21 protein-coding genes are annotated in these 22,672 nt (G+C 67.9%); 6 read left to right on the forward strand and 15 right to left on the reverse strand.

Going from position 1 to position 22,672, the window contains the following annotated elements:
- Positions 1–6 precede the first annotated feature (6 nt).
- On the reverse strand, positions 7–1,161 hold the full coding sequence (locus AC5QAH_RS00500; protein WP_049452686.1) for a tetratricopeptide repeat protein: 1,155 nt from the start codon (positions 1,159–1,161) through the stop codon (positions 7–9).
- Positions 1,162–1,389: 228 nt separating this feature from the next.
- Here AC5QAH_RS00500 and AC5QAH_RS00505 point away from each other — a divergent pair, with 228 nt between their 5' ends.
- The 4 genes from AC5QAH_RS00505 (at position 1,390) to AC5QAH_RS00520 (ending at position 4,255) form a co-directional block, all read left to right on the forward strand.
- Entirely contained in the window at positions 1,390–1,992 is a 603-nt protein-coding gene (locus tag AC5QAH_RS00505; RefSeq protein WP_049434156.1) for an HD domain-containing protein, read from the forward strand.
- A 50-nt stretch (positions 1,993–2,042) separates the two neighbouring features.
- Positions 2,043–2,216 (forward strand): oxidoreductase-like domain-containing protein, encoded by a 174-nt coding sequence (locus AC5QAH_RS00510; protein WP_049411906.1) that lies wholly within the window; start codon positions 2,043–2,045, stop codon positions 2,214–2,216.
- Complete coding sequence (locus tag AC5QAH_RS00515) at positions 2,213–2,830, forward strand: DUF998 domain-containing protein (RefSeq protein ID WP_049452688.1); 618 nt, start codon at positions 2,213–2,215, stop codon at positions 2,828–2,830. Before AC5QAH_RS00510 ends, AC5QAH_RS00515 begins: the two co-directional genes overlap by 4 nt.
- A 78-nt stretch (positions 2,831–2,908) precedes the next feature.
- Positions 2,909–4,255, forward strand: coding sequence for an AcvB/VirJ family lysyl-phosphatidylglycerol hydrolase (locus tag AC5QAH_RS00520; protein WP_053092141.1), 1,347 nt, complete (start codon positions 2,909–2,911; stop codon positions 4,253–4,255).
- 81 nt (positions 4,256–4,336) lie between these two features.
- On the opposite strand, the gene mprF is transcribed toward AC5QAH_RS00520, so the two are convergent.
- On the reverse strand, positions 4,337–6,901 hold the full coding sequence (gene mprF / locus AC5QAH_RS00525) for a bifunctional lysylphosphatidylglycerol flippase/synthetase MprF (RefSeq protein ID WP_049452692.1): 2,565 nt from the start codon (positions 6,899–6,901) through the stop codon (positions 4,337–4,339).
- A gap of 191 nt (positions 6,902–7,092) precedes the next feature.
- Between mprF and AC5QAH_RS00530 the strand changes: the two genes are divergently transcribed.
- Positions 7,093–7,440, forward strand: coding sequence for a RidA family protein (locus tag AC5QAH_RS00530; protein WP_005410556.1), 348 nt, complete (start codon positions 7,093–7,095; stop codon positions 7,438–7,440).
- A gap of 51 nt (positions 7,441–7,491) precedes the next feature.
- Here AC5QAH_RS00530 and rnfB read toward each other — a convergent pair whose 3' ends face one another.
- From rnfB to AC5QAH_RS00575, 9 genes are all read right to left on the reverse strand, one after another.
- Positions 7,492–7,905, reverse strand: a complete 414-nt coding sequence (rnfB, locus tag AC5QAH_RS00535; protein ID WP_010482896.1) for an Rnf electron transport complex subunit RnfB — start codon at positions 7,903–7,905, stop codon at positions 7,492–7,494.
- Positions 7,906–7,930: 25 nt separating this feature from the next.
- Complete coding sequence (locus AC5QAH_RS00540) at positions 7,931–8,521, reverse strand: HAD family hydrolase (protein WP_010482899.1); 591 nt, start codon at positions 8,519–8,521, stop codon at positions 7,931–7,933.
- A gap of 78 nt (positions 8,522–8,599) precedes the next feature.
- Positions 8,600–10,675, reverse strand: coding sequence for a methionine--tRNA ligase (gene metG / locus AC5QAH_RS00545; protein ID WP_043402743.1), 2,076 nt, complete (start codon positions 10,673–10,675; stop codon positions 8,600–8,602).
- A gap of 102 nt (positions 10,676–10,777) precedes the next feature.
- The gene (locus AC5QAH_RS00550) at positions 10,778–11,221 is read right to left on the reverse strand and encodes a DUF2147 domain-containing protein (RefSeq protein WP_043402740.1); all 444 of its coding nucleotides are present in this window, start codon (positions 11,219–11,221) and stop codon (positions 10,778–10,780) included.
- 369 nt (positions 11,222–11,590) lie between these two features.
- On the reverse strand, positions 11,591–11,995 hold the full coding sequence (gene gloA2, locus AC5QAH_RS00555) for an SMU1112c/YaeR family gloxylase I-like metalloprotein (protein ID WP_043402732.1): 405 nt from the start codon (positions 11,993–11,995) through the stop codon (positions 11,591–11,593).
- Positions 11,992–13,062, reverse strand: a complete 1,071-nt coding sequence (locus AC5QAH_RS00560; protein ID WP_021204316.1) for a serine hydrolase domain-containing protein — start codon at positions 13,060–13,062, stop codon at positions 11,992–11,994. The genes gloA2 and AC5QAH_RS00560 overlap by 4 nt, the downstream gene beginning before the upstream one ends.
- Positions 13,063–13,078: 16 nt before the next feature.
- On the reverse strand, positions 13,079–15,019 hold the full coding sequence (locus tag AC5QAH_RS00565; protein WP_049454672.1) for a DUF885 domain-containing protein: 1,941 nt from the start codon (positions 15,017–15,019) through the stop codon (positions 13,079–13,081).
- A gap of 94 nt (positions 15,020–15,113) precedes the next feature.
- Positions 15,114–15,899 (reverse strand): queuosine precursor transporter, encoded by a 786-nt coding sequence (locus tag AC5QAH_RS00570; RefSeq protein WP_043402725.1) that lies wholly within the window; start codon positions 15,897–15,899, stop codon positions 15,114–15,116.
- Positions 15,896–16,591, reverse strand: a complete 696-nt coding sequence (locus tag AC5QAH_RS00575) for a DUF502 domain-containing protein (RefSeq protein WP_005414135.1) — start codon at positions 16,589–16,591, stop codon at positions 15,896–15,898. Before AC5QAH_RS00575 ends, AC5QAH_RS00570 begins: the two co-directional genes overlap by 4 nt.
- A 76-nt stretch (positions 16,592–16,667) precedes the next feature.
- Between AC5QAH_RS00575 and AC5QAH_RS00580 the strand changes: the two genes are divergently transcribed.
- A complete protein-coding gene (locus AC5QAH_RS00580; RefSeq protein ID WP_043402722.1) occupies positions 16,668–17,984 on the forward strand; it encodes a hypothetical protein in 1,317 nt (438 codons plus the stop codon).
- Positions 17,985–17,992: 8 nt separating this feature from the next.
- On the opposite strand, the gene AC5QAH_RS00585 is transcribed toward AC5QAH_RS00580, so the two are convergent.
- From AC5QAH_RS00585 to AC5QAH_RS00600, 4 genes are all read right to left on the reverse strand, one after another.
- The gene (locus AC5QAH_RS00585; protein WP_043402719.1) at positions 17,993–18,709 is read right to left on the reverse strand and encodes a hypothetical protein; all 717 of its coding nucleotides are present in this window, start codon (positions 18,707–18,709) and stop codon (positions 17,993–17,995) included.
- Between the two features lie 45 nt (positions 18,710–18,754).
- Positions 18,755–19,207, reverse strand: a complete 453-nt coding sequence (locus tag AC5QAH_RS00590) for a DUF4442 domain-containing protein (protein WP_043402718.1) — start codon at positions 19,205–19,207, stop codon at positions 18,755–18,757.
- 75 nt (positions 19,208–19,282) lie between these two features.
- On the reverse strand, positions 19,283–20,908 hold the full coding sequence (locus AC5QAH_RS00595; protein ID WP_043402716.1) for a CHASE2 domain-containing protein: 1,626 nt from the start codon (positions 20,906–20,908) through the stop codon (positions 19,283–19,285).
- Positions 20,905–22,605: a FecR family protein gene (locus AC5QAH_RS00600; RefSeq protein ID WP_043402713.1), complete on the reverse strand. Its 1,701-nt coding sequence runs from the start codon at positions 22,603–22,605 to the stop codon at positions 20,905–20,907. The genes AC5QAH_RS00595 and AC5QAH_RS00600 overlap by 4 nt, the downstream gene beginning before the upstream one ends.
- Positions 22,606–22,672 lie beyond the last annotated feature (67 nt).

The following is a 22,672-nucleotide window of genomic DNA, read 5'->3' on the forward strand; positions in this document are numbered from 1 at the left end:
TCACCTTCAGCGCCTGGCCTGCTGCTGCGCGCGCCAGCGGGCCAGGCTGTCCAGCTTGGCCTGGTAGCGCGCCTGCTCCGGCGCGCCCCCCAGTTCCTGTGCACGCAGCAGTTCGCGATCGGCGCGCTTGAGCTGGCCAGCCAGGAAATAGACCCGCGCCAGCCCGAAGTGGAACTGATGCGCGGTGTCATACAGGCGCACGGCCTGCCGGTAATAGCGGATCGCCTGGTCCAGCTGGCCGGCCCGTTCGGCCTTGGCGCCGAACATGTACTGCGCGAACGGGTCTTCGCGCTGCACCGATTTCAACCGGCGCTCAAGTGACTGCGCCTGCGCGGTCAAGCCCAGGCTGCGGAACAGCGCGGAGGCATTGGTCAGTGCGGCATCCTGGCGGCCGTCCAGCTGCAGCGACCGGTCCAGCGCCTGCCGCGCCGCCTCGTTGTTGCCTTCGCGGTGGTCGAGCACGCCGAGGTTGTTCCACACCGGAGCGAATCCGCTGTCCTGAGCCAGGGACGCGTCGAAGAATGCACGGGCGCCGCCGAAGTCACCGTCGGCGAGGCGCTCCGCACCCCGGTTGTTGTAGAAATGCGCCAATGCCCGCGCACGGCTGACGGGAACCGGCCCGCGGCGGTCATAGAGCACATTGCGATCCAGGTCGACGGTACCGAAGCGGCCGCCGACATCGACGCCGGCGTTGACGTGACCAACGCTGTAGACCACGCCCGCGTCCTGGTCCTGGTACCAGGACACCACCTGCCCCACTTCCTGCACGCGGGCCTGGATGCCCGCCTCCCGCGCAAGCGTCACGAACAGCAGGGTGAAGGCCAGGCAGTTGGCGCGGCGGTGCTGCCAGATATCGCTGACGGTGTAGGTCGCATTGGCGTCGTACTGCAGGTCCAGCCCGTGCTGGTCGAAGATCATCTCCACGAGCGCCTGCAGGCGCTGGTCGCGGGAGTAGCTGCGCTGGATCACCTGCTTCTGGAGCATCGCACGCAGGTCCGCGGGAATGGCGAACACTTCTTCCGGGGTCGGCACGCGTGCGGCCGACACGGTGATGGTCGGGGTCGTCACCACATCGGCGGGCGGTGCCTGGCCTGCGCCGAAGGCAGGAGCACAGAAGGCCAGCAGCGAAAGGGTGAGGCAATGGGCGGCAGAACGGTACATGACGGTTCCCGGCAGCGGCGGGCGCTCCCGCCTGTGGCGAGTGTATTCCCATGGATGTCCAGCTGCAGCGACCGTTGGTCGGCGCCGCGTTCATCCACAACCGATGTGGACCAGCGCGCGACAAAGCTGTGGACAACTGGCTCCGGGCCTCGCCTGGCAAGCGTTGTGAGTGCGTGGTGAAAAAACCGCCAGCTTGCCCGGCGCCGGCACAGGCGGGATGATCCGGGCATGGACTTCTCACCGCTGACGCTTGCCCCGGCGCAGTGGCAGGCGCTGCAGGACAGCTATGCCACGCCGCCACGCGCCTACCACCACTTCGGCCATGTGCGCGCGGTGCTGCAGCACTGCCAGGAGGTGGCCGACGGCCCCGGCTGGAAGCAGCCGGCCGAGATCTATCTGGCCGTGCTCTATCACGACGCGATCTACCAGGCGGGGCGCAAGGACAACGAGGCGCGTTCGGCGCAGCTGGCCCTGCAGGCGATCGCACAGGCGCCGGAGCTTGCCGGTGTCGACGCTGCTCGCGTGGAGCAGTTGATCCTGCTGACCGCCCGCCATGGCGCGCTGGGTCCGGAGGATGTGGATGCCGAGGCGGCGCTGTTCCTGGACTGCGACATGGCGATCCTGGCTGCACCGGAGCCGGTGTTCGCCGCCTATGACCGTGGCGTGGCCGAAGAATACAAGGGCGTGGTGCCCGGCTTCCTGTACCGTGCCGGCCGCCGCCGATTCCTGCAGGGCCTGCTGCGCGCACCGCGGATTTTCCTCAGTGAGTTCTTCCATCAGCGCCTGGACGCGGCCGCGCGTGACAACCTGCGTCGCCAACTGGGTGGTTGAGCTGGCCCGTTACACTGGTGGCCTGTTTCCAATGATTGTTGTTTCCGACCGTGTCCGTTCCTGATCCCGATCCCCGCCCGCTGCCACCAGAAGAGCCTGGTCCCAACGAGTGCTGCGGCAGTGGCTGCCCGCTGTGCGTGCTGGACCTGTATTCCGATGAGCTGCAGCGCTACCGCAAGGCACTGGCCGAGTGGAAGGCGCGGCATCCCGAGGCCGCACCATGAGCCGTGCGCGCCCGGCGGCGGCGCTGGCACTGGTGGCGCTGCTGCTGTTCGTGGCCACCGCGCTGTGGACCCAGGTCGCGCGCAGTGATCTGGACTGGGTGCGGGCGACCTTGAGCCTGTACCTGCACGGGCCGTGGGGGCTTGCATTGCGTGCTGCCTACTGCCTGCTGGCGCTGGCCATTGCCGCACTTGGCATTGCGCTGTATCGCGGCAGCATCGGCCCGCGGCGCAGTGCGGCCGCCCCCTTGCTGTTCACGGTTTCCGCGCTGGGCCTGGCGACGGTGGCGATCGGCGACAGCTGGCTGCCTGAAGCGACGCCGCTGCTGGCACCGTTCATCCATGGACTGGCAGCCAACACGGCGTTCCTGTGTGCCAGCGTCGGCATGCTGCTGCAGGCCTGGTACCTGCGCCGCGAACCGGGTTGGCAGTCCGCCGCGGGCCTGCTCTGGGGCTGGGCATGGCTGGCCTTCGTGCTGCTGTGGCTGCATGTGCTGTGGCGTGGTGGACCACCGCGTGGGCTGGGACAGAAAGTGGTGATCGCGGTGATCGTTGGCTGGCTGCTGTATCTGGCGATGGCCCTGTACCGTCGCAGCCGCCAGGCCCCGGCCCACTGAATCCCCAACGGCCTGCGCCGGTACGTGCCGTGCACGCGCCGGCGGCGTATCGTGTGCGCATTCCATCGGGGATGCGATATGAAGCGTGCAGGGCTGGGCAGGGCAATGGGTGTGGTACTGGCGCTGGCCGCGCTGCCGGCGACGGCGGCAGTGACCCCGCAGCAGTTCAGCCATGGGCGGTTCGAGCAGATTCCGGTGCACATGCCGGCCGGCACGCCGCAACGGGTGGTGATCTGGTTCCATGAACCCACGGCTGGCGGTGACACCAGCCGCCTGCCGATCGAGGCCCTGCGTGCCGATGGCGCGCTGGTCGCGGCAGTGGACATTGCGCACCTGCGCGGTGTGCTCAAGCGCGAGGGGGACCCGACCTGTTCGTTCGGTTCCGGTGACGTCGAGAATTTCTCACGCTGGTTGCAGGCCTCGCTGCATCTGCCCGGCTACCACCTGCCGCTGGTCGGCGGTGATGGCGAAGGTGCCGAGATGGCCTATTCGCTCGCGGCGCAGGCCGATACCCAGGTGTTCGCCGGTGTACTCACCACCGGCTTCTGCCCGGACCACAACCACCAGCGCATGGTCTGCGGCGATGGTGTGAAGCACAACAGGCTGCAGCCGGCCGAACTGAATTTTCCGTGGTTGAGCGCGGCAGGTGATCACGGCTGCAAGGTGGGCCAGGCCAACCAGTTCGTGCAGCAGGTCGCCATGGCGCGCGAGTTCAAGCGTACTGCGCGCGGTGATGCGTCACCGGGCCTGGTGGCTGCGGCACGGGTGATCGGCGCGCAGGCCGGCGTCAGCCTGGCACCCCCGCCTGCTGCACTGAAGGGCCTGCCGGTGGTGGAAATGCCGGCGACCGGCAACGGCGATACGCTGGCGGTGTTCGTCTCCGGCGACGGTGGCTGGGCTGGCCTGGACAAGAACGTGGCGTCGTCACTCAACGAGCATGGCGTGGCGGTAGTCGGCATCGATTCGCTGCGCTACTTCTGGAGCGAGCGCACACCGAAGGGCTTTGCGGGCGACCTGCAGAAGATCATCGACCACTACCGCCAGCAGTGGCACCGAGACAAGGTGATGCTGATTGGTTTCTCGCAGGGCGCCGACGTGCTGCCGGCCACGATCAACCAGCTCGACGCCGGTACCCGCGAGGCGCTGGAGCGCATCGTGCTGCTGTCGGTGGGCAGGAAGGCCGACTTCGAATTCCATGTCAGCAACTGGCTGGGCGGTGGCGGCGACGGCCTGCCGATCGCGCCGGAAGTGGCCAGGCTGCCGGCGGAGAAAACGCTGTGCGTGTACGGCGACAAGGATGAGGACGCACTGTGCCCGGACCTGCCGGCCAATGATGGCGTGAGAAAGGTGAAGCTGCCGGGCGATCACCATTTCGGGGGTGACTACGATCGCCTGGCTGAAGTGATCCTCAAGGGCGGCATGTAAACCGGAGCGCGTGCGAACCAACGGTTCGCACCCACCAGAACGAGCCAGGTAGCGTCGAGCCATGCCCGACGCATCGCGGCTTCAATTCCGCCGCGGATCCAGCGAGATCAGGCGCGTGGCATCCAGCAGCGCGGCCGGCAGATGCATGCCGCCGGGCGCCGCGAGATAGCGTGGCCGCCACTGCGGATCGAACTTCGACTTGAAGCGGCGCAGGCCACTGAAGCCATAGAAGCGTTCGCCATGCCGCGCCAGCAGGCCGGCCAGGCGGTTCCAGCGACCGGCCAGTCGATGCTGGGCCAGACCGGACAACGGCGCCATGCCCAGCGAGAAACGCGCATAACCCTGCGCGCGGCCCCACAGGAACAGTTCGATGAAGAGGAAGTCCATCGTGCCCTTCGGTGCTTCGTTGACGTGGCGCATCAGGTCGACCGACAGCTCGGCGCCGGCCGGTGCCTGCCACAGGTTGGCGAACGCCACGATCTGGCCTTCGGCCTCGACCAGCGCTACCGGGAAGCGCACCAGGTAATCGGGGTCGTAGCTGCCCAGCGAGAAGCCCTTCTCATCGCCGGCCTTGTCTTCCAGCCATGCATTGGAAATTGCGTGCAGGCGCGGCAGCAGGCTGGGAATTTCCTCCACCGGTGCCACGCGGAAGGACAGGCCGCTGCGCCTGCCCCGGTTCCAGGCCTGGCGCAGATCAGCGCGTTCGCGACCTTCCAGCCCGAAATCATGCAGCGGCACCATCGCTTCCTCGCCCAGCTTGACCAGGCCCAGGCCCAGGTCGAGGTAGGTCTGCCAGTAGGTCTCGCCGACCTGGTAGAACACCGGGCGCAGGCCCAGCCGGTCGGCCTCCTCGCGGAAGCGCCAGATCAGCGCGCGCGCCACGTCAGGCGGGCCGACCGGGTCGCCCATCGCGATCAGCGAACCGCCGTAGCGCTGCATCATCACGAAGCCCTGTTTCGCATCATCGCGCAGCACCGCCTTGTCGGCGGTCAGTACCAGGCAGGCCTGGGTATCGGTGGCGCCGGCCAATACCGGCGCCAGTGATTGCAGCGTGGCTTCGTCGGCGGCCGGCAGCGGGCTGCGGGTGCTGTGTAGCAGCCGCGCCAGGCCGAATATCACCAGCGCGATGGCTACCACCAGCAATGCACGCAGCGCGCGCGGTGCGTTGCCCGACACCGCGAACTGCCACCACAGCTCGTTCTGGTACTCGACATGGCTGTAGGTGAAGAACAGCAGCCAGGTGACCGCGACCAGCACCAGGCCGAGATTGCGCAGCCACGGCCACGACCAGGCTTCGTCCAGCAGCGCGCCCTGGCGGTAGAACTCGCGGCGTGCAGCCCACAAGGCCATCGCCACCAGCACCGCCGAGACGGCGATCAACAGTTGCCCGCCGCGCAGCCACAGCGGCAACGGGGTGATCACGCACACGGCCATCGCCAGCATCCACGCGGCGTGGCTGCGCCGGGCCAGGCCCTGGCCGATCAGCAGCAGGGCGACGCCGCTGAGGCTGCCGATCAGGTGCGAGGTTTCCAGGATCGGCAGCGAGGCGTTCACCAGGTGACGGCGTGGCGTCGGCAGCGTGCCGTCGATGACCAGCGCGGCGCCGATGCTGAACACCGCCAGTGCGATGATCTGCGGTAGCCATGGGCGCAGCGCGTTCCAGCCAGCACGGGTTGCCCCGGCGCTGGCCTGCAGCGGCTGACGCAGGGCGGGCGCAATGGCAAGCAGGGTGGCCAGCACCAGCGGCAGCACGTAGTAGGTGACGCGGTAGATCAGCGCTGCCGCCAGCACCGCTGCCGGTGCCACCTGCGGCAACAGCTTCAGCAGGCTCCACTCGAACACACCCAGGCCTGCGGGCACGGTGGAGACCAGGCCGGCCAGCACTGCCACCAGGTAGAGGCCGACGAAGCCCGGCAGGCCGGTTGGCGTGGAGTCCGGCAGCAGCACGTAGAACGCGGCACTGGCCAGCACCAGCTCGATGACGCTGAGTACGGTGACACCGATCATGGTGCGGCGATCGGGCAGCCACAAGGCGTGACCGAGCACACTGAACTGCCGTCCGTCGCGGCCGACCAGCAGCACGGTGCCGAGATAGGCGAGCAGGGCAACGATGCCGACGATGCGCACGGCATCGGGATTCAATGGCAATGCCAACGCTGCCGCGGCGGGTTCCATGCACAGGGCCACGCTGATCAACAGCCATGCACCGAATACGAAACCGAGCGTGCTCATCAGCACCACCTGGCCGATCTGCGCCAGGTCCAGGCCGGCGCTGCGGTAGCCGCGCAGGCGCACCGCGCCACCGGTCAACGCGGCAAAGCCCACGGTCTGGCCCAGCGTGTGCGCAAGGAACGCGGTGATGCCGACGCGCGCCGGGTGCACGCGGATGCCGCTGCGACGCAGGCCGATGGCATCGAAGCCGATCAGGCAGGCGTAACTGGCCAGGCCGAGTACCACGGTGAGCGCGATCTGCGTGCCGCTGAGCTGCCGGAACGCCTGGCGGATCGCACGATAGCCGTGCTCGTCGAACTCATTGGCCAGGCCGTGCAGGGCCAGGGCGAGGATCAGCAGCGGGATGACGATGGTGGCAACCCGCTTCCAGGTTGGCGTGGAAGGGGCAGTGGTGGAATCGACGGGGGCGGTCATCGGCGCAAGGGTGCGGCAGGAGGGGCGAGGGCGGTGTCAACGCGGGCGTGGCGCATCGTGCGCCTGTCATCGTCATTTGACCAGTGGGACCGTCGGAGCCCGGTAGTGACTGTCGCGGAGGGTACCCGTGCACCCACCGTCGACCGGTTTGGAGGACAATGCAGGCCTGATCAACCGCAGGAGCCACGCTCATGATGGAGCGTTACGACGTCGGACCGCGCATGTCCGAAATGACCGTATACAACAAGGTCGCCTACCTCTCCGGCCAGATTCCGGAAGACACCAGCCAGGACATCACCGGCCAGACCCGGCAGGTGCTGGCGGAGATCGACAAGCTGCTGGCGCTGGTCGCCAGTGACCGCCAGCACGTGCTGCGCGCCGAAGTGTTCCTGGCCGACATGGCCGACTTCGACGGCATGAACAAGGCGTGGGACGAGTGGGTGGTTGAAGGCGCGACCCCGGCACGTGCCACGGTCGAGGCCAAGCTGGCCCACGCTGACTGGAAGGTCGAGATCGTGGTGACGGCGGCAGTACCGTAACGATTGAATGGGGTCAGATCCTTTTCGCTCAGGAAAGCGGATCTGACCCCGTTACAGCGGCACCAGCTCGATGCAGTCCACCGGGCATGGCGGGATGCACAGCTCGCAGCCGGTGCACAGATCGGCGATTACCGTGTGCATGTACTTGGCGCCGCCGACGATGGCGTCCACCGGGCAGGCCTGGATGCACTTGGTGCAGCCGATGCAGTCGGCTTCCACGATCAGCGCCACCTGCGGCGCCTTGTGCTCGCCGCGCGATCGATCGAAGGGAATGGCAGGTACTCCGAGCACCTGCGCCAGTGCGCGCGCACCGGTATCTCCGCCCGGCGGGCAGCGGTCCACGCCTGCCTCGCCGCGAGCCATCGCCTGCGCATACGGGCGGCAACCGTCGTAGCCGCATTGCCCGCATTGGGTCTGCGGCAGCAGGCGGTCGAGGCGTTCGGTCAGGGGCGGGATCAGGCTCATGCGTGGCGAAGGCTGCGCGTTGGGGTCATTTCAGGGGTTTGCCACGGAACCAGCGCTCGTGGGCCAGAGCTAGCATCGGCTTGTCTTCGGAACTGTCCCCGTAGGCATGGATGCGCACGTAGCGCGACAGGTCGAACTGGCGACGGATGTGCTCAACCTTGCGCGGGCCGCAGTCGCCACCGGCATAACGGCCTGTGAGGCGGCCGTCCTGGCTCTCCAGCCGGTTGCAGATCAACTGCAGGCCCAGCTGTTCGCACCATGGCCGCAGGTACAGGTCCAGCGAGCCGGACACGATCACCACGGTGTGCTGCTGTTCCTTGTGCCAGCGGATCTGCTCCAGCATTTCCGGGCGCACCACGTCGGGCAGGAACTCACGCGAGAAGCCGGCCGCCAGCGTGGCGATGTCATCGCTGTGGCGGTCGCTGAAGGTCAAACGGGTGACGCGCGCGCGGATGCGCTCGGCCGAGATCAGTTTCAGCTTGTACGCGGCCAGCCATGGACCAATCTTCCACCACGCCTGTGCCAGCTGTTCGGCGGTGGCCACGCGGCGCAGGAAACGGCCGTAGGTATCGCAGGTGGTCACGGTGTGGTCGAAGTCGAACAGCGCCAGTTCCATTCCGTTGCCTCCCATCGCGTTGCCTCCGGTGGCCGGTGCTGCCGGCGGGCGCGGCGGTGGCCGCGCCCGCTGCAGGCATCAGCGCACCGGCATGCCCGGCTGCGCGCCGCTGTCGGCGTCCAGCAGCGCCAGCGCGCCACCGTCGAAACCGGCCGACAGGATCATGCCTTCGCTCAGGCCGAAGCGCATCTTGCGCGGGGCCAGGTTGGCGATGAACACCACGTTGCGGCCCACCAGCTGCTCCGGCTCGCCGTAGCTGCCACGAATGCCGGAGAAGATCTGGCGCTTGCCCAGTTCACCTGCGTCCAGTTCGAAGCGCAGCAGCTTGTCCGAGCCTTCCACGAACTCGCACACCAGCACCTTGCCGATGCGCAGGTCGAGCTTGGCGAAATCGTCGATGCCGATGTAGGCCGGAGCATCGGCGCTCTTTGCTTCGTCCTTGGCCGGGGCGGCCGGCTTGACCGCTTCGGTCCTGGCGGCGGGGGCGGCGGCAGCGGCCGGCTGCAGGGTGTCCTTGGAGGCGTCGATCATGGCGTCAATCTTCTTCGGGTCGATACGGGTGAACAGCGGGGTGTAGTCGGCGATGCGGTGATCCAGCAGCGGCTGCGCCAGCTCGGTCCAGTCGTTCACCGGCGCGGCCAGGAAGGCCTCGGCCTGCGCGGCGGTGGCCGGCAGCACCGGCTTCAGTGCGGTGACGAGCACGCGGAACAGGTTCAGGCCTTGGCTGCACACGGCCTGCAGCTGCGTGTCGGCGCCTTCCTGCTTGGCGATGACCCATGGCTTGACGTCATCGATGTAGCGGTTGGCTTCGTCGGCCAGGGCCATGGTCAGGCGGATCGCCGCAGCCGGGTCGTTGCGCTCGTAGGCTTCACGGATCGGTGCCAGGCCGTCGACGAAGCGCTGGTACTGCGCGGCATCAGGCAGCTGCGCGGCCAGCTGGCCGTCGAAGCGCTTGCTGATGAAGCCGGCGCAGCGGCTGGCCAGGTTGACGAACTTGCCGACCAGGTCGGCGTTGACGCGGGCGATGAAGTCACCCAGGTTCAGGTCGAGATCGTCGACGCCACCGCTGGACTTGGCGGCGTAGTAGTAGCGCAGTGCCTCCGGTTCCAGGCCCGCGTCGAGGAAGGTACGGGCCATCACGAAGGTGCCGCGCGACTTGCTCATCTTGGCGCCGTCCACGGTCAGGTAGCCGTTCACGTGCAGGCGGGTCGGCGCACGATGGCCGGTGCCATGCAGCACGGCCGGCCAGAACAGGCCGTGGAAATTGACGATGTCCTTGCCGATGAAATGGTGCAGCTCGGTGGCGGTGCCGGCGCGCAGGTGCGCGTCGAAGTCCTCGCCGATCCTGCCGCACAGGGTCTGGAAGCTGGACAGGTAGCCGATCGGCGCGTCCAGCCAGACGTAGAAGTACTTGCCCGGCTGGCCGGGAATCTGGAATCCGAAATACGGTGCATCGCGCGAGATGTCCCACGCGCGCAGGCCACCTTCGGCATTGAGCCACTCACCGAGCTTGGCCTTCACCCCCGGCAGGGCGACGTCGCCGGCCAGCCATTCGCGCAGGAACGCATCGAAGTGGCCCACCTCGAAGAAGAAGTGTTCCGAATCGCGCATTTCCGGCGTGGCACCGGAGATGACCGAACGCGGCTCCTTCAGGTCGGTCGGCGCATAGGTGGCGCCGCACACTTCGCAGTTGTCGCCGTACTGGTCGGGGCTGCCGCAGTTCGGGCAGATGCCCTTGACGTAGCGATCGGGCAGGAACATGCCCTTGGCCGGGTCGTAGAACTGCGCCACCGAACGGCGGCTGATGTGGCCGGCTGCCTCCAGCTTCAGGTAGAACTGCTCGGTCAGCGCCTTGTTGGTCGCCGAGTTGGTGGAGTCGTAGTGGTCGAAGGCGACGCCGAAGGCGGCGAAGTCACGTTCGTGACTGGCCTGGATGTTGGCAATGAAGGTTTCCGGGGTGACCCCGGCCTTTTCCGCGGCCAGCATGATCGGCGTGCCGTGGGTGTCGTCGGCGCACACGAACCAGGCCCTGCCGCCGCTCATTCGCCGCGCACGCACCCAGATGTCGGCCTGGATGTAGCCGACCAGGTGGCCCAGGTGCAGCGGGCCGTTGGCGTAGGGCAGGGCGGTGGTGACAAGCGCGGTACGGGTCATGGTCGCGGGGTGAAGCCGAGGGGAACCGCAGAGTATCGCATGCCCGCAACGAGGTGACCCGGCCGGGGCCGGGTTACGGGGTTTAAGCGGGGGCCAAGGCGCTTATTCGCGCTGCCAGGTCTGCGCGCGGCAGATGAAGGCGATGCAGCCGGACACGTCCAGCCGGTTGCCGCCGGGCTGCAATTCCATCTTCGACTTGTAGGTCTTGCCATTGGCCGGATCGAGGATGGTGCCGCCGGACCACTTGTTGGCGCCGTCGGCCTTCAGGTTCCAGAGGATGGTCATGCCCTTCACCGGCTTGTTCCTGTTGGCGCCTTCACAGCCGTCACAGACCGGGTTCGGGCCCTTGTCCGAGTGCAGGATGTCGACCACCTTGCCGGTCAGGGTGCCGTTGGCGGCCTGGGTGATCTCGACGATCGACTTCACCTTGCCGGTCTTGTCGTCGATGGTCTTCCAGCGGCCGGCGGCGCCATCGGCGGCCTGCGCCGAGAGCGCGGCCAGGCACAGCGGCAATGCCAGCAGCAGGGTCTTGAAGGTGTTGCGCATGGTCCCCTCCCAGGGTTCATTCCGGCACGGTGCCGGCATGGGTCGACTGTATACCCATTCGGCGGGGTATGGGGAAGGGGGGCTTTGCAGGGCTGCGCCCTGCACCCGCAGAGGCAACAGCAACGGCAACGGCAAAAGCGGCCATTCCGTGGATGGCGGGGTGGGTCCGGTTGCGGGGGGCGCTGCAAGTACGTCCCTGTAAGCTCGGTCGCCGCATCCATGCGGCTCACGCCCCCGCAACCGGACCCACCCCGCCTTCGACAGAGTCCTGCGATCTGCCGGAATGGAACGGCCTGCTCTTGGTGGGTGTCGACCTTGGTCGACACGTAGATCCATGCCATGCATGGATGAATCACGATTGAAAAACGCTCAACCGACTTCGTACAGCTCCAGCGGCAGGCCATCCGGATCGGCGAAGAAGGTGAAGCGGCGGCCGGTGTACTCGTCCACGCGGACCGGTTCGCAGGCGACGCCATTCGCGGCCAGGCGCTGGATGAAGGGTTCCAGTACAGTCACCCGGAACGCGAGGTGGCGCAGGCCCTGGGCTTCCGGACGGCTGGGACGGGGCGGTGGCGAGGGGAAGGAGAACAGTTCCAGCTGGCCGCCGTCGGGCAGGGCCAGGTCCAGTTTCCAGGAATCGCGCGCAGCGCGGTGGTTCTCGGCCAGCACGCGCAGGCCGAGGATGCGCACGTAGAAGTCCTTCGAGCGTGCGTAGTCGCTGCAGATCAGTGCGGCGTGGTGGATGCCCAGCAGGGCGTCGGAACCGGTGTTCATTGCAGAGTGTCCAGCCAGCGCTGGGCGATCTTCTGCGCCAGCGGGTACGGTTCGGGATCGTTGCGGTTGGTCAGCACGATCACGGTCAGGTGCTTTTCCGGGTGGCGCACGATCACGTTGCGGAAGCCGATGCTCTCGCCGCTGTGCCATTGCACCGGGCCGTTCAGGCGCCAGCCGAAACCGTAATGCGGCACGTCCGGTTCCGATGTGGCCGTGGCCGGGCTGAACATCGCGCGGCGCGAAGCCTTCGACAGCAGCCGGTCGTCATACAGCGCGGCGTCCCAGCGGGCGAGATCGTCCAGCGAGGAATAGATGCCGCCATCGCCGAGCACGGCGCTGGTGGTGCTCTGGTCGGTGCGCTGCCAGCGGCCGTCGATCCGGCTGTAGCCATAGGCGCGCGCGGCGACCGTGTCCACGCCGTCCTGGTGGGCCACGGTATGCGCCATGCCCAGCGGGCGGAAGATGCGTTGCTGCAGGAAGGTGGCGAAATCCTGGCCGGACGCGCGGCCGACGATCAGGGCCAGTAGCGCGTAGCCGCTGTTGCTGTAGCGGTACTGCGTGCCGGGTGCGAAATTCAGGCGGTCCTCGCGCGACAGCAGGGTCAGCACGTCGGCGTCATGCACCTGCCGCGTGTCAGCCGGGTCCATCAGGTCTTCGTAATCGAGCAGGCCGCTGGTGTGCGAGAGCAGTTGGCGGATCGTGATGGCCGCTGCAGCCGGCGGCAGTTCGGGCAGCCACTGTCGTGCAGGCTGATTCAACCCCAGCCGTCCATCCTCCACCAGCAGCAGCACCGCCGCAGCGGTGAACTGCTTGCTGACCGAGGCCAGCCGGAAGTTGCTGGCGGCAGTGACCGCAGTACCGTCCTCCACCACTGCCAGGCCGTAGCCACGGCGGAACACCGGCTGCCCGTCATGCAGCACCAGCACGGCGGCGCCGGGCACCCGGCCATCGTAGGCCTGCATCAGGCCGTCGATGCCCGCATCCGGTGGGGTCAGCACCGGCGCGGCGGAGCCCGCCACTGGCAGCAGGCCCAGCACGACGGCGAACAGGGCGACGGCAGGGCGCATGGCGGCTCCGGAGGGGTCAGGGTGAAGGGGCTGGTGTGGCGCTGGCGGGCTGCGCCATCCAGCGTTCCATCTTGCGGCCCAGCACGTCCAGCGGCATGGAGCCGTCCTTCAGCAGTTCGGCGTGGAAACGGCGCAGGTCAAAGGCGGCGCCCTGGCGTTCCTTGGCCTTGTCGCGCAGAGCGACGATGGCGGTCAGGCCCGCCACGTTGGACAGCGCCTGGCCGGGCTGGGCCATGATCCGCTCGACTTCGGCGTTGGCGTCGTCACTGCTCATGTCCACGGTCTTCTGCAGGTAGGCCACGGCCTGCTGCTTGCTCCAGCCCTGGGCGTTCACGCCGGTGTCGGCCACCACGCGGGCAGCACGCAGCAGGCGCGAATACAGGTAGCCGATGCGGTCGTAGGGATCGGTGTAGATGCCGAGGTTCTCACCCAGCGTTTCGGCATACAGGCCCCAGCCTTCGACGAAGGCGAGGTCGCCACCGAGGCGGCGGAAACGCGGCAGCTTGGCCAGCTCCTGCTGCAGGCCCAGCTGCACATGGTGGCCGGGGATTGCTTCATGCAGGTACTGCACCGGCACGTTCCAGCGCTTGCGGCTGGGCAGGTCGCGGGTGTTCACGTACAGCACGCCCGGTTGCCCGGCCGCAGACGGCTGGTAGGCCGCTGCTGCAGCGGTCAGCGCACGCTCCGGTTCCACTGCGCGCACGTCCAGCGTGGACTTGGGCAGGGTATCGAGCACCTGCGGCAGGCGTGCGTTGACCTGCTGCTGCACCTGGCGGTAGCGGTTGATCAATGCGTTGGCGTCACCGTACTGGAACTGGCGATCGTTGCGCATGCTGCGCAACAGCTTGGACGGCGTGCCACGCAGCCTGGCATCCTTCATCACGGTGGCGATCTGCGCCTGCAGCTCCTGCACGCGCTGTTCGCCCAGTGCGTGCAGCTGCGCCGCGGTCTGGTCGCTGGCAGTGGTCTGCACGATCAGGTTGGCGTACCAGGCCTGGCCATCGGGCAGTGCGCCCAGGCCGCTGCTGGCGCGCGTGGCCGGCAGGTATTCGGTGGCGATGAATCCGCGCAAAGCACGGTAGGCCGGCATGATGCGCAGCTCGATCATGCGCTTGTATTCGGCGCTGATGCGCGCCTTGTCCTCGGCCGCGATGGTGTTGGGCATGGTGCGGATCGGCGACCAGAAGATGCTCTCTTCAGCGGTTGGCTTGATCACCGCATCCAGCTGCGGCAGCACCTTCTCCATCAGGTCGCGCGGCTGCACCACGCCGGCCTTCATGCCCTGGCGCATGTTGTCGATGGCCTGGTCGAACAGCTCGGGAATGCCCAGCGAGCGGCGCGACCAGGTGTCGTAGTCCTGCACGGTGTTGAACGGCTGTGCGCCGGCTCCCGCGCCGAGGATCGCCATGATGCTGCCGACGTTGTAGTACTGGCTGATCGGCATCATCCAGCTTGGATAGCGCTCGGCGGCCAGCGATGCGCGCGCGTCGCGCACGAAGATCTCGTAGCTGAGCAGGTCCTGGCCCTGCAGGCCGTCGCTGCCGAGTTTCTCGACCTTGCCCAGCCACTCGGTGGTGAAGTCGTGCGATTGCTGGCGCCATGCGGCGGACAGGATGTTGGGCAGCTGGTCGTTGTAGCGGGCCTCGCCCTGGAAGGTTGCCTGCAGCGGATTCAACCGCATCGAGGCATCCCAGTATTCGTCGTACAGGCGCTCCAGCTGCACCTGCTTGGGCACGGCCCGGGCCGCTGCGACCGGACGCGGCGCGGCGCGGCGCGCCGAACTGCCACGGGCCGGCGCGGTGGCGCGGGCGGGCCGGGCCTTGGGCTTGGCGGCCTGGCGGGTCTGCGCGGCGGCAGGGCGGCTGGCCTTCTTCTTCGCTGCTTCGGCCGACGGCACGGCGCTGAACAGGAACAACGCGGCGATGGCGACGGCCAGGGCGCGGGTGGGATGCGGCATCAGGAGCTTCCGTGGAACACAGACCGTGGAGCTTGCACGATCCGGCCGCGTACGGCCAGCGTGAGGGCGCAGTCAGCTTTCCGCTGCTGGGGCTTCAGTCAGCCGCAGCGGCAGCCCGCAACGATGCGGCCCGCTCGGCCCCCAGATAGCGGGTGATGGCACGCCGCATCAGGTACAGCAACGGAATCAGTGCGATCGCAAAGCCCATCTTGTAGATGTAGTTGACGCTGCTGACCGCCAGGAACAGCGAGGTCGGCCAGTGTTGCGGGCCCAGCACGAAGGCGATCCAGATCACCACGAAGCTGTCCACCACCTGCGAGATCGCGGTCGATCCGGTCGCACGCAGCCACACATGGCGCTCACCGGTCGCCCGGCGGATGCGATGGAACACGGCCACGTCGATCAGCTGGCCGAGCAGGAAGGCCACCAGCGAACCGGCGATGGTCCACATGCCCTGGCCGAACACGGCTGCGAACGCGGCCTGGTAATCGGGCACGCCGTGGCCATCCATCGACGTGACCCACCAGCTGGCCGGCGCCAGTGAAATGGCGGCGAAGGCGAACAGGAAGCCGTAGCCGATCAGCACCACCGCCAGCCACGAGATGAAGCGCACGCCGCGCTTGCCGAAGAACTCGTTGATGGTGTCGGTCATGATGAACACCACCGGCCACAGCAGGGTGCCGGCGGTGAAGCTGAGCGAGCCGGTCTGGCCGAACAGGTTCCAGTTCAGCGGAGCGATGCCGAGGGTGTCTTCCAGCGCGAAGATCTTCACCCCGATCAGCTCGGCCAGCACCGCATTGCCGCAGAAGAACGCGGCCAGCACGATGAACAACAGGACCGCGCGGTCCTGCAGCGGGCGCTCGATCGGCGCCGGGGTCATTCGGTGCGTTCGCCGGTGCGTTCACCGGCGCGGGTGAACGGCACGCTGGACGGCGCCACGGCACCGCCGGAAATGATGAAGCTCATGGCCTGGTCGACGGTCCAGTCGGTCGGGGTCAGCAGTTCCACCGGCACGATTTCCAGGTAGCCCGAGGTCGGGTTCGGCGTGGTGGGCACGTACACCGCAGCCAGCTCACGGTCGGTGCCGTGTTCCTTGATCACGCGGGTGACCAGGCCGACCGATTTCATGTCGCGGTGCGGGAAGTCGATCAGCACCACGCGCTGGGTGCTGCCCGGCTCGGTCTGCAGCATGTCCAGCAGCTTCTTGGCACTGTCGTAGATGATGCTGGCTAGGGGGATGCGCTTGATGACCGCGCCGACCCAGCGCAGCAGGCGCTGGCCAAGCACGCGGCGACTGGCCACGCCCACCGCCAGGATCACCAGCAGGGTGGCCAGCAGGGCGATGGTGTCCTGGATCCACTCGGCGCGGACCCAGCCCAGATAGTGCGGGAAGCTGGTTGCGATCTGTTCGGACAGCGGCACCACCAGCGGGCTGGAAATACCCGACAGCAGCACGAACACGAACTTGACCACGACCCAGGTCAGCCAGATCGGCAGCAGGGTGAGCAGGCCGGTCAGGAACAGGCGCTGCAGGGAGGGGCGGGGGACCAGGGCGGGGGCTTCGAGCGACATGCGCGCATTGTAGCGGTCACTGCAGGTGGATTACGCTGGGAAATCGACTGCGGCAACGGCACATGGAAGGGAAGCTGTGTTGAAGATTCTGCGCGGACTGGGCTGGACCCTGGCAGGCCTGCTGGTGCTGGCCATCGTGGTGTGGTGCGCCTCGCGCATGTGGCCGGTACCCGAATCGCGGCTGCAGGCGCAGCAGCGACTGGAAGCACGCCTGCCGGCGACCGGGCACAACGGTTATGCCTTGTTGTGGACGCTGCCATTCGACGACCTGGATGCCCAGCAGCGCGAGCAGGCGCTGGCCGAGGATGTACGGCGCTGGGAGGCCGACCCACACGGTGGAGGCGGCGGCCGGACACACCTGGTGGCCAACCATGCCGAGCTGCACTCGCGGCCCGGTGCCAGTTGCGGGCCGGCCGCCAGCGGCTGTCTCGTCCAGGTCCGCGCGGACCCGCAACGCTTCGTGGAGGCCCACGCCGGCCACCAGCAGTTGCATGCGCGGCTGGATCAGCTGGCCGAAGCGGACTACTTCATGTCGCCGTTCCCGCCGAAGGGCGAGGGCATTCTGGTCCCGATGCCGGCCTATGGCGTGGTGATGGACGCCACCAGCGCACGCGCGCTGGCGTACGTGCAGGGCGATATCGACGGTGCTCTGCGAGGTGCTTGCCGTGGCCTGCAGCTGGGCCGGCGGCTGGTGCCCGGCAGCAGTTATCTGGTCGAGAGCATCATCGGTGCCAGCCTGGTGCAGGCCAATGCCCAGCTGCTGGCCGACATGCTGGTTGAACTGCCTGCCGACCATCCGTTGCCAAGGGAATGCGAACAGGCGCTGCAGCCGCTGCGGGCCGAAGAGCAAAGCCTGTGCCGGGCAATGCAGGGCGAGTACGCGATGAGCCGGGCGGCGATCGAGACATCGGCGCGGGAGTTCGGCGGCGTGCTGGTGCTGGATCGCAGCAGCACCCTGGCCCGCGCGGCCGGCAATCTCGGCTGGGCCTGTGGCGCGGCAGCCACAGCGGCACTGGAAGTGGATCGCCCGTTGCCAGTGCCGGCGCCACCGCAGCATGACTTCGGTTGCCTGTCGAACGTCATGGGCTGCGTGCTGACCGATATCGCCGCGCCGATCTATCCTGCCTATTCGTCACGGCCACAGGATGCTGCGGCGATGGTGCGGCTGCTGGGGGCGCAGCGTTGGCTGCGGCAGCAGACGGATGATCCGGTGCACGCCCTGCAGCGGCTGCCGGCGCAGTTCCGCTCGCCGGCGCGGTCGCCGCAGCTGTCCGCCGATGGCCACCATCTGCAGGTGCCGCGTCGTTCGCCGCCGCGTGGCAACGCTGAGAGCCCGTGGTTGTCCGTACCGTTGGTGGCCGGCGCCGGCGCAACCGCCGCTGCCCGCGACTGAGCCGTGGCTCAGTCGGTGCCGGCCTGCGGATCGAATGCCCAGCCATCGCCGACCGTCTGCAGCGTCCAGCGACGGGTGCCGCGCAGTGGCTGCCAGCGCACGCTGTCCTTGTCGTTCTCGATGCTGCCTTCGACGCGCCTTACCTTGCGCGTGGAGAAGTTCACGCTCAGCGATTCGGTCTTTCCGGAATTGCGCATCACCGAATCCTGGTCGTAGCCGATCAGCGCGAACGCGCCGTCCTGCCAGCGGAAAGTGAAGGCGGTGGTACCCATCGACCAGCTTCCGGCGCTGGCGAATGAAAACAGCGCGACCTTCAACGTGCCACGCTGGATGCTGACACCCCCTTCTTCAAGCGGATCGCTCATCACCGGGTTCTCCGGGCGCGGAATCAGCTGATGGTCCTGCACCGCCAGCACATAGCCGGTTGGCCGTGACCACGCCACGGCGAGAATGCGCGGGTTGCTGTCATGCGGGGACGGGCCGAAGCCATCGTGTTCGATGACGTTGCGCGGGTCCTGCTGGCGCAGTACCAGGACCAGATCAGCGCGGCCATCCTGGTCGAGATCGCCTTCGATGCTGGATTCAAGCGTCCAGCCGTTGGGCACGAAGCCGGCGGCAGTGGCAGCCTGTGCCGGCAGCGTCGGGTACTGCACCGGCGGCAGGTCCAGCGCATGGGCCGCGCACGGCAGGGTGCTCAGCAGTGCAGCAAGGGTGTACGGGCGCATCGGGGCCTCCATGGCAGAGGCCAGAGGATAGCGCCCCAGCGATGATCAGCGTGCGTGTGGCTTCAACCGCAGGTAGACCTGCTTGCGCACCTGGGCGACCACCTCGCCACTCTCATCGATCACGTCGTTGCTGAACCAGTGCAGCACCTTCTCGCCACTGGCCGCTTCGGCGCGCAGTTGGTCCAGCAGCACGTCGTCGATGCGGAACGACGTCCTCACGATGCCACGGCCCGGCTTGAGGAAGTCGATGGCGCCGGCGCGGTCCCACACGTAGTAGTCGCGGCCGAGGATGTGCAGCAGGCCGAGCATCCAGAACGGATCGGTCATCGCGAACAGGCTGCCACCGAAGTGGGTACCGACGTAGTTGCGGTTCCATGGTCGCAGGCGCAGTTCGACATCGATCTGCCGGTAGTCCGGCGTGATGCGGGTGACGTGGACGCCGGTGAACAGGAACGGCGGCCAGAGATTGATGCCAAAGCGGAACAGGCGGGCGTTCATGCGGATCCGGGAGCGCAGGGCGAGGCGCCCAGTCTAACCATTCGCATGCGTATGTTGCACCCCGGGCGGCGAGGGTCATGCCTCGCCGTCGATCACATACCCGTCGCGGCCGTTGGCCTTGGCCTGGTACAACGCGGTGTCGGCGCCTTCGACGAAATGGTGCGGTTGCAGCGTGCCGTCGGGTACGCGGGTGAACACGCCGATGGTGAGGGTGACGCCTGCTTCGCCGCCGTCACCGGGCGCCGGCAGTGCACGCACGCAGGCGATCAGGTCCTCGATGACCTGGCGTGCGCCTTCGGCCGGGGTATCCGGCAGCACCAGTGCGAACTCATCGCCACCGTAGCGCGCGGCCATGTCGCGTGGACGTCGCGCATGTGCACCGATCAGGCGCGCGACATCGCGCAGCACGCGGTCACCGACCTGATGCCCGTGGCGGTCGTTGTGGCGCTTGAAATGGTCAACGTCGATCAGCGCGAGGCTCAGGGATTTGCCACTGCGTCGCGCGGCATCGCATTCCTGTTGCAGCGACTGCTCGAAACGCAGGCGATTGCCGAGACCGGTCAGCGCATCGCGATTGGCCAGGCGGTGCCAGGCCGAGACTCGCCAGATCGCCCAGGCCAGCAGCACCAGCAGGATGCCCAGCATTGCGCTGGCCGGTGCCCACCACAGGTCACCGGCGCGCAACAGCAACCAGCTCAGCAGCGGTGGAAGCGGCAGCGAGCACAGCGCAGCAAGCCATGGCAGGCGCAGGCCGAGCAGGATCACGCACAGCGCCACCAGCACGCCGCTGATGGCGTGCTGCCAGAGGCGGGGCAGCAGATCGATCTGCTTGTGCTGCAGCAGCATCGACGCGATGTTGGCCTGGTACTCACTGCCGCTCATCCAGAACTCGCGGGTGGTCGGGGTCAGCAGCCGCGGTGCGATGCCGCTGGCGGTCATGCCTACCACGATGCGGCGACCATGCAGCATCGCCATGTCCACGTGACCATCCAGCACGTCGGCATAGGACACCTGTGGCAGGCGCTCGGGCGGCCCGGCATAGCGCACGCGCACGTAGTCGTTGCGCCGCCATTGGTAGGGCGAACCGATCTCCGGATCAGGGTCGGGCAGGCCGTGCACCGCGCCCGGCGGCAGGGCGGCCAGCGCCAGGCCCAGTGCCGGCCAGTGAGCCTGGCCGATGCCCGCATGCAGATACACACCGCGCGCGACGCCATCGCCATCCACTTCCACGTCGGTATGGCCGATCGCCGCGGCACTGGCCGCGATCTGCGGAATCGGCAGCATTTCCTCGGCCATGCGGTCGCCGGCGGCCGGCGCCGCGAGTACCGGCAGCACCACCCGGCCATTGCGGCGGATCGCTGCGGCCAGTTCATCGTCCTGGCGGCTGTCGCGTCGATCAGGTTCAGACAGCATCAGGTCCAGTGCGACGCGCTCGGCACCGGCGTCGGTCAGCCGGTCCAGCAGGCGGGCATGGATCGAGCGGGGCCAGGGCCATTGGCCGATGCGCTGCAGGCTGCCCTCGTCGATGGCCACGATCAGCACGCTGGGGTCGGGGCGGTAGTCCCAGTTGCCGACCATGGCGTCATAGGCGGCTTCGTCCTGCCGCCACAGCCACTGGCCCTGGCTGGCGATCACCGTCAGTACGCCGGCCAGCAGTGCCAGCAGGATCCGCTTCGACCACGGCAGCGGCGAGCGCCTCATAACAACAGCAACAGCAGCAGGGCGCCACCACCGGCGCCGTAGCACAGGCGGCAGGGCAGCTTGATCTGCTGGGCCGGTGAGTACTCGCCCGCATGACCGTCGTCGTCGATGTACTGCACACGCACATGCAGGGTGCCGCTCCACGGCCGCTTGAAGCTGACCTGCGGCTCGCTCACGGTCTGGTCGACCAGGGGCGTCCTGAAGTCGCCACGACGGTCCACCTGCACCCGGTACTGCTGGCCTTCGCTGCCGGCCTGCCAGCGCAGGGTCAGCTCGCCATGCGCGGCTTCAGGCGGCTGCAGGGCAGGGTCGACCGGTTCATTGCTCAGTTGCAGGGGCAGGGCCTGGCCGTAACGGCCCTGGTGGCCGTTGCCATCGCGCGACGCCACCCGCCAGAAGTACTCGCCGGGCGGCAGCGGCTGCGCCAGGCGCAGGTCGGTGCCTTGGGTGCTCTGTTCCTGCAGCGGCTGCACGAAGCTCGGCTCGGCGGCGATCTGCAGCACGCTGCTGCGCGCGCCCGGCGCCTGGCTCCAACGGAAGCGCGGGCGGTCGCTGTTGACGGTCTGCCCATGCAGGGGGGTCACGGTGAGCGGCGGCGGGGGCTGGTCGCTGAGTTCGAAATCGGCGCTGGCGTCGAGGCCTTCCACGCCCTGCGCATCCACGGCGCGCAACAGGATGCGCAACTGGCCGGGGGGCAGGTCACCGATCGCCAGCCGGGTGTCGGCAGTGGTGGCGGCAAACAGCAGGATTTCCGGCGTCGCTGCCTGCACCACTTCCACACGGTAGCGCGCGGCGCCGTCGACGGGGTCCCAGGCGAGCAGGGTCGGCAGGGGCGCCAGGCGCACATCGTCGCTGCGCAGCTGCGGCGCGGGAAGAAGGGCGGAGACAGCGTCCGGTGCGGCATCGGCGCTGATGCTGCGGCTGGCCTGTCCAGGCTGGACCAGGCGTTTGCCGTGGGTGTTGCCGACCTGCACCTTGCCCTGCAGTACCTCGGTGGCAGCGACGTGGCCGGTGTCACCGGCGCTGACCCGGAATACGGTACCGCGCACGCTGCTGGTCGCCGTAGGTGCATCGATGATGTAGCGCGAGGCCGGGCCACGGGCAGGTGTCACCCGGTTGCTCGCGCGGCCCTGCTGCAGGCGCAGGCGGGTATCGACCATGCCGGTGTGGCCGTAGCGGCTGAGCTGGTCCAGGCGCAGCCGGGAATACTCGCGCAGCTGCAGGCGCGAGGCGTCGGCGAATTCAAGCGTGACGCTGGAGTCGCCTTCGGTCTGCACGGTGTCACCGATGCGAAGTTGTTCCCCGGCGAGTATCGCGCGCGTGGCGCTGCCATCGGCGCCGGACAATTCGACCTTGCCGCGCACCGACAGCACGCGGGCAGGTGCCGGTTCGATGCGCAGCCAGCTGATCGGGAAGCGCAGCAGCTGGCCCGGCGGCAGCTGGTAGGGGTTGTCGATGCGGTTGTGCTGTTGCAGCTGCTGCCAGCGCACCGAGGGCTTGAGGTACAGGCCTCCCAGATCCCACAGGGTATCGCCGGGACGGACCCGGTAGTTCCAGTCCTGGGCGGCGGCGATGGCCGGCAGGAAGAGAAGAGCGCAGAGCAGCGCGCCCTGGAAGCGCATGGCGAACGACAGCGAGCGGACGAAGGTCACAGTTTGCAATCCCGGCAATGCGGGGGCGCAGCTGCAAGACCCCATGGCCCCGACCTCATCCCCCCGAACGGATCGTGGCGGCCGTACGGCCGCCATCCCGCGCATTATTGCC

The sequence above is a fragment of the Stenotrophomonas sp. YJH_SMC_43 genome (assembly GCF_059372535.1).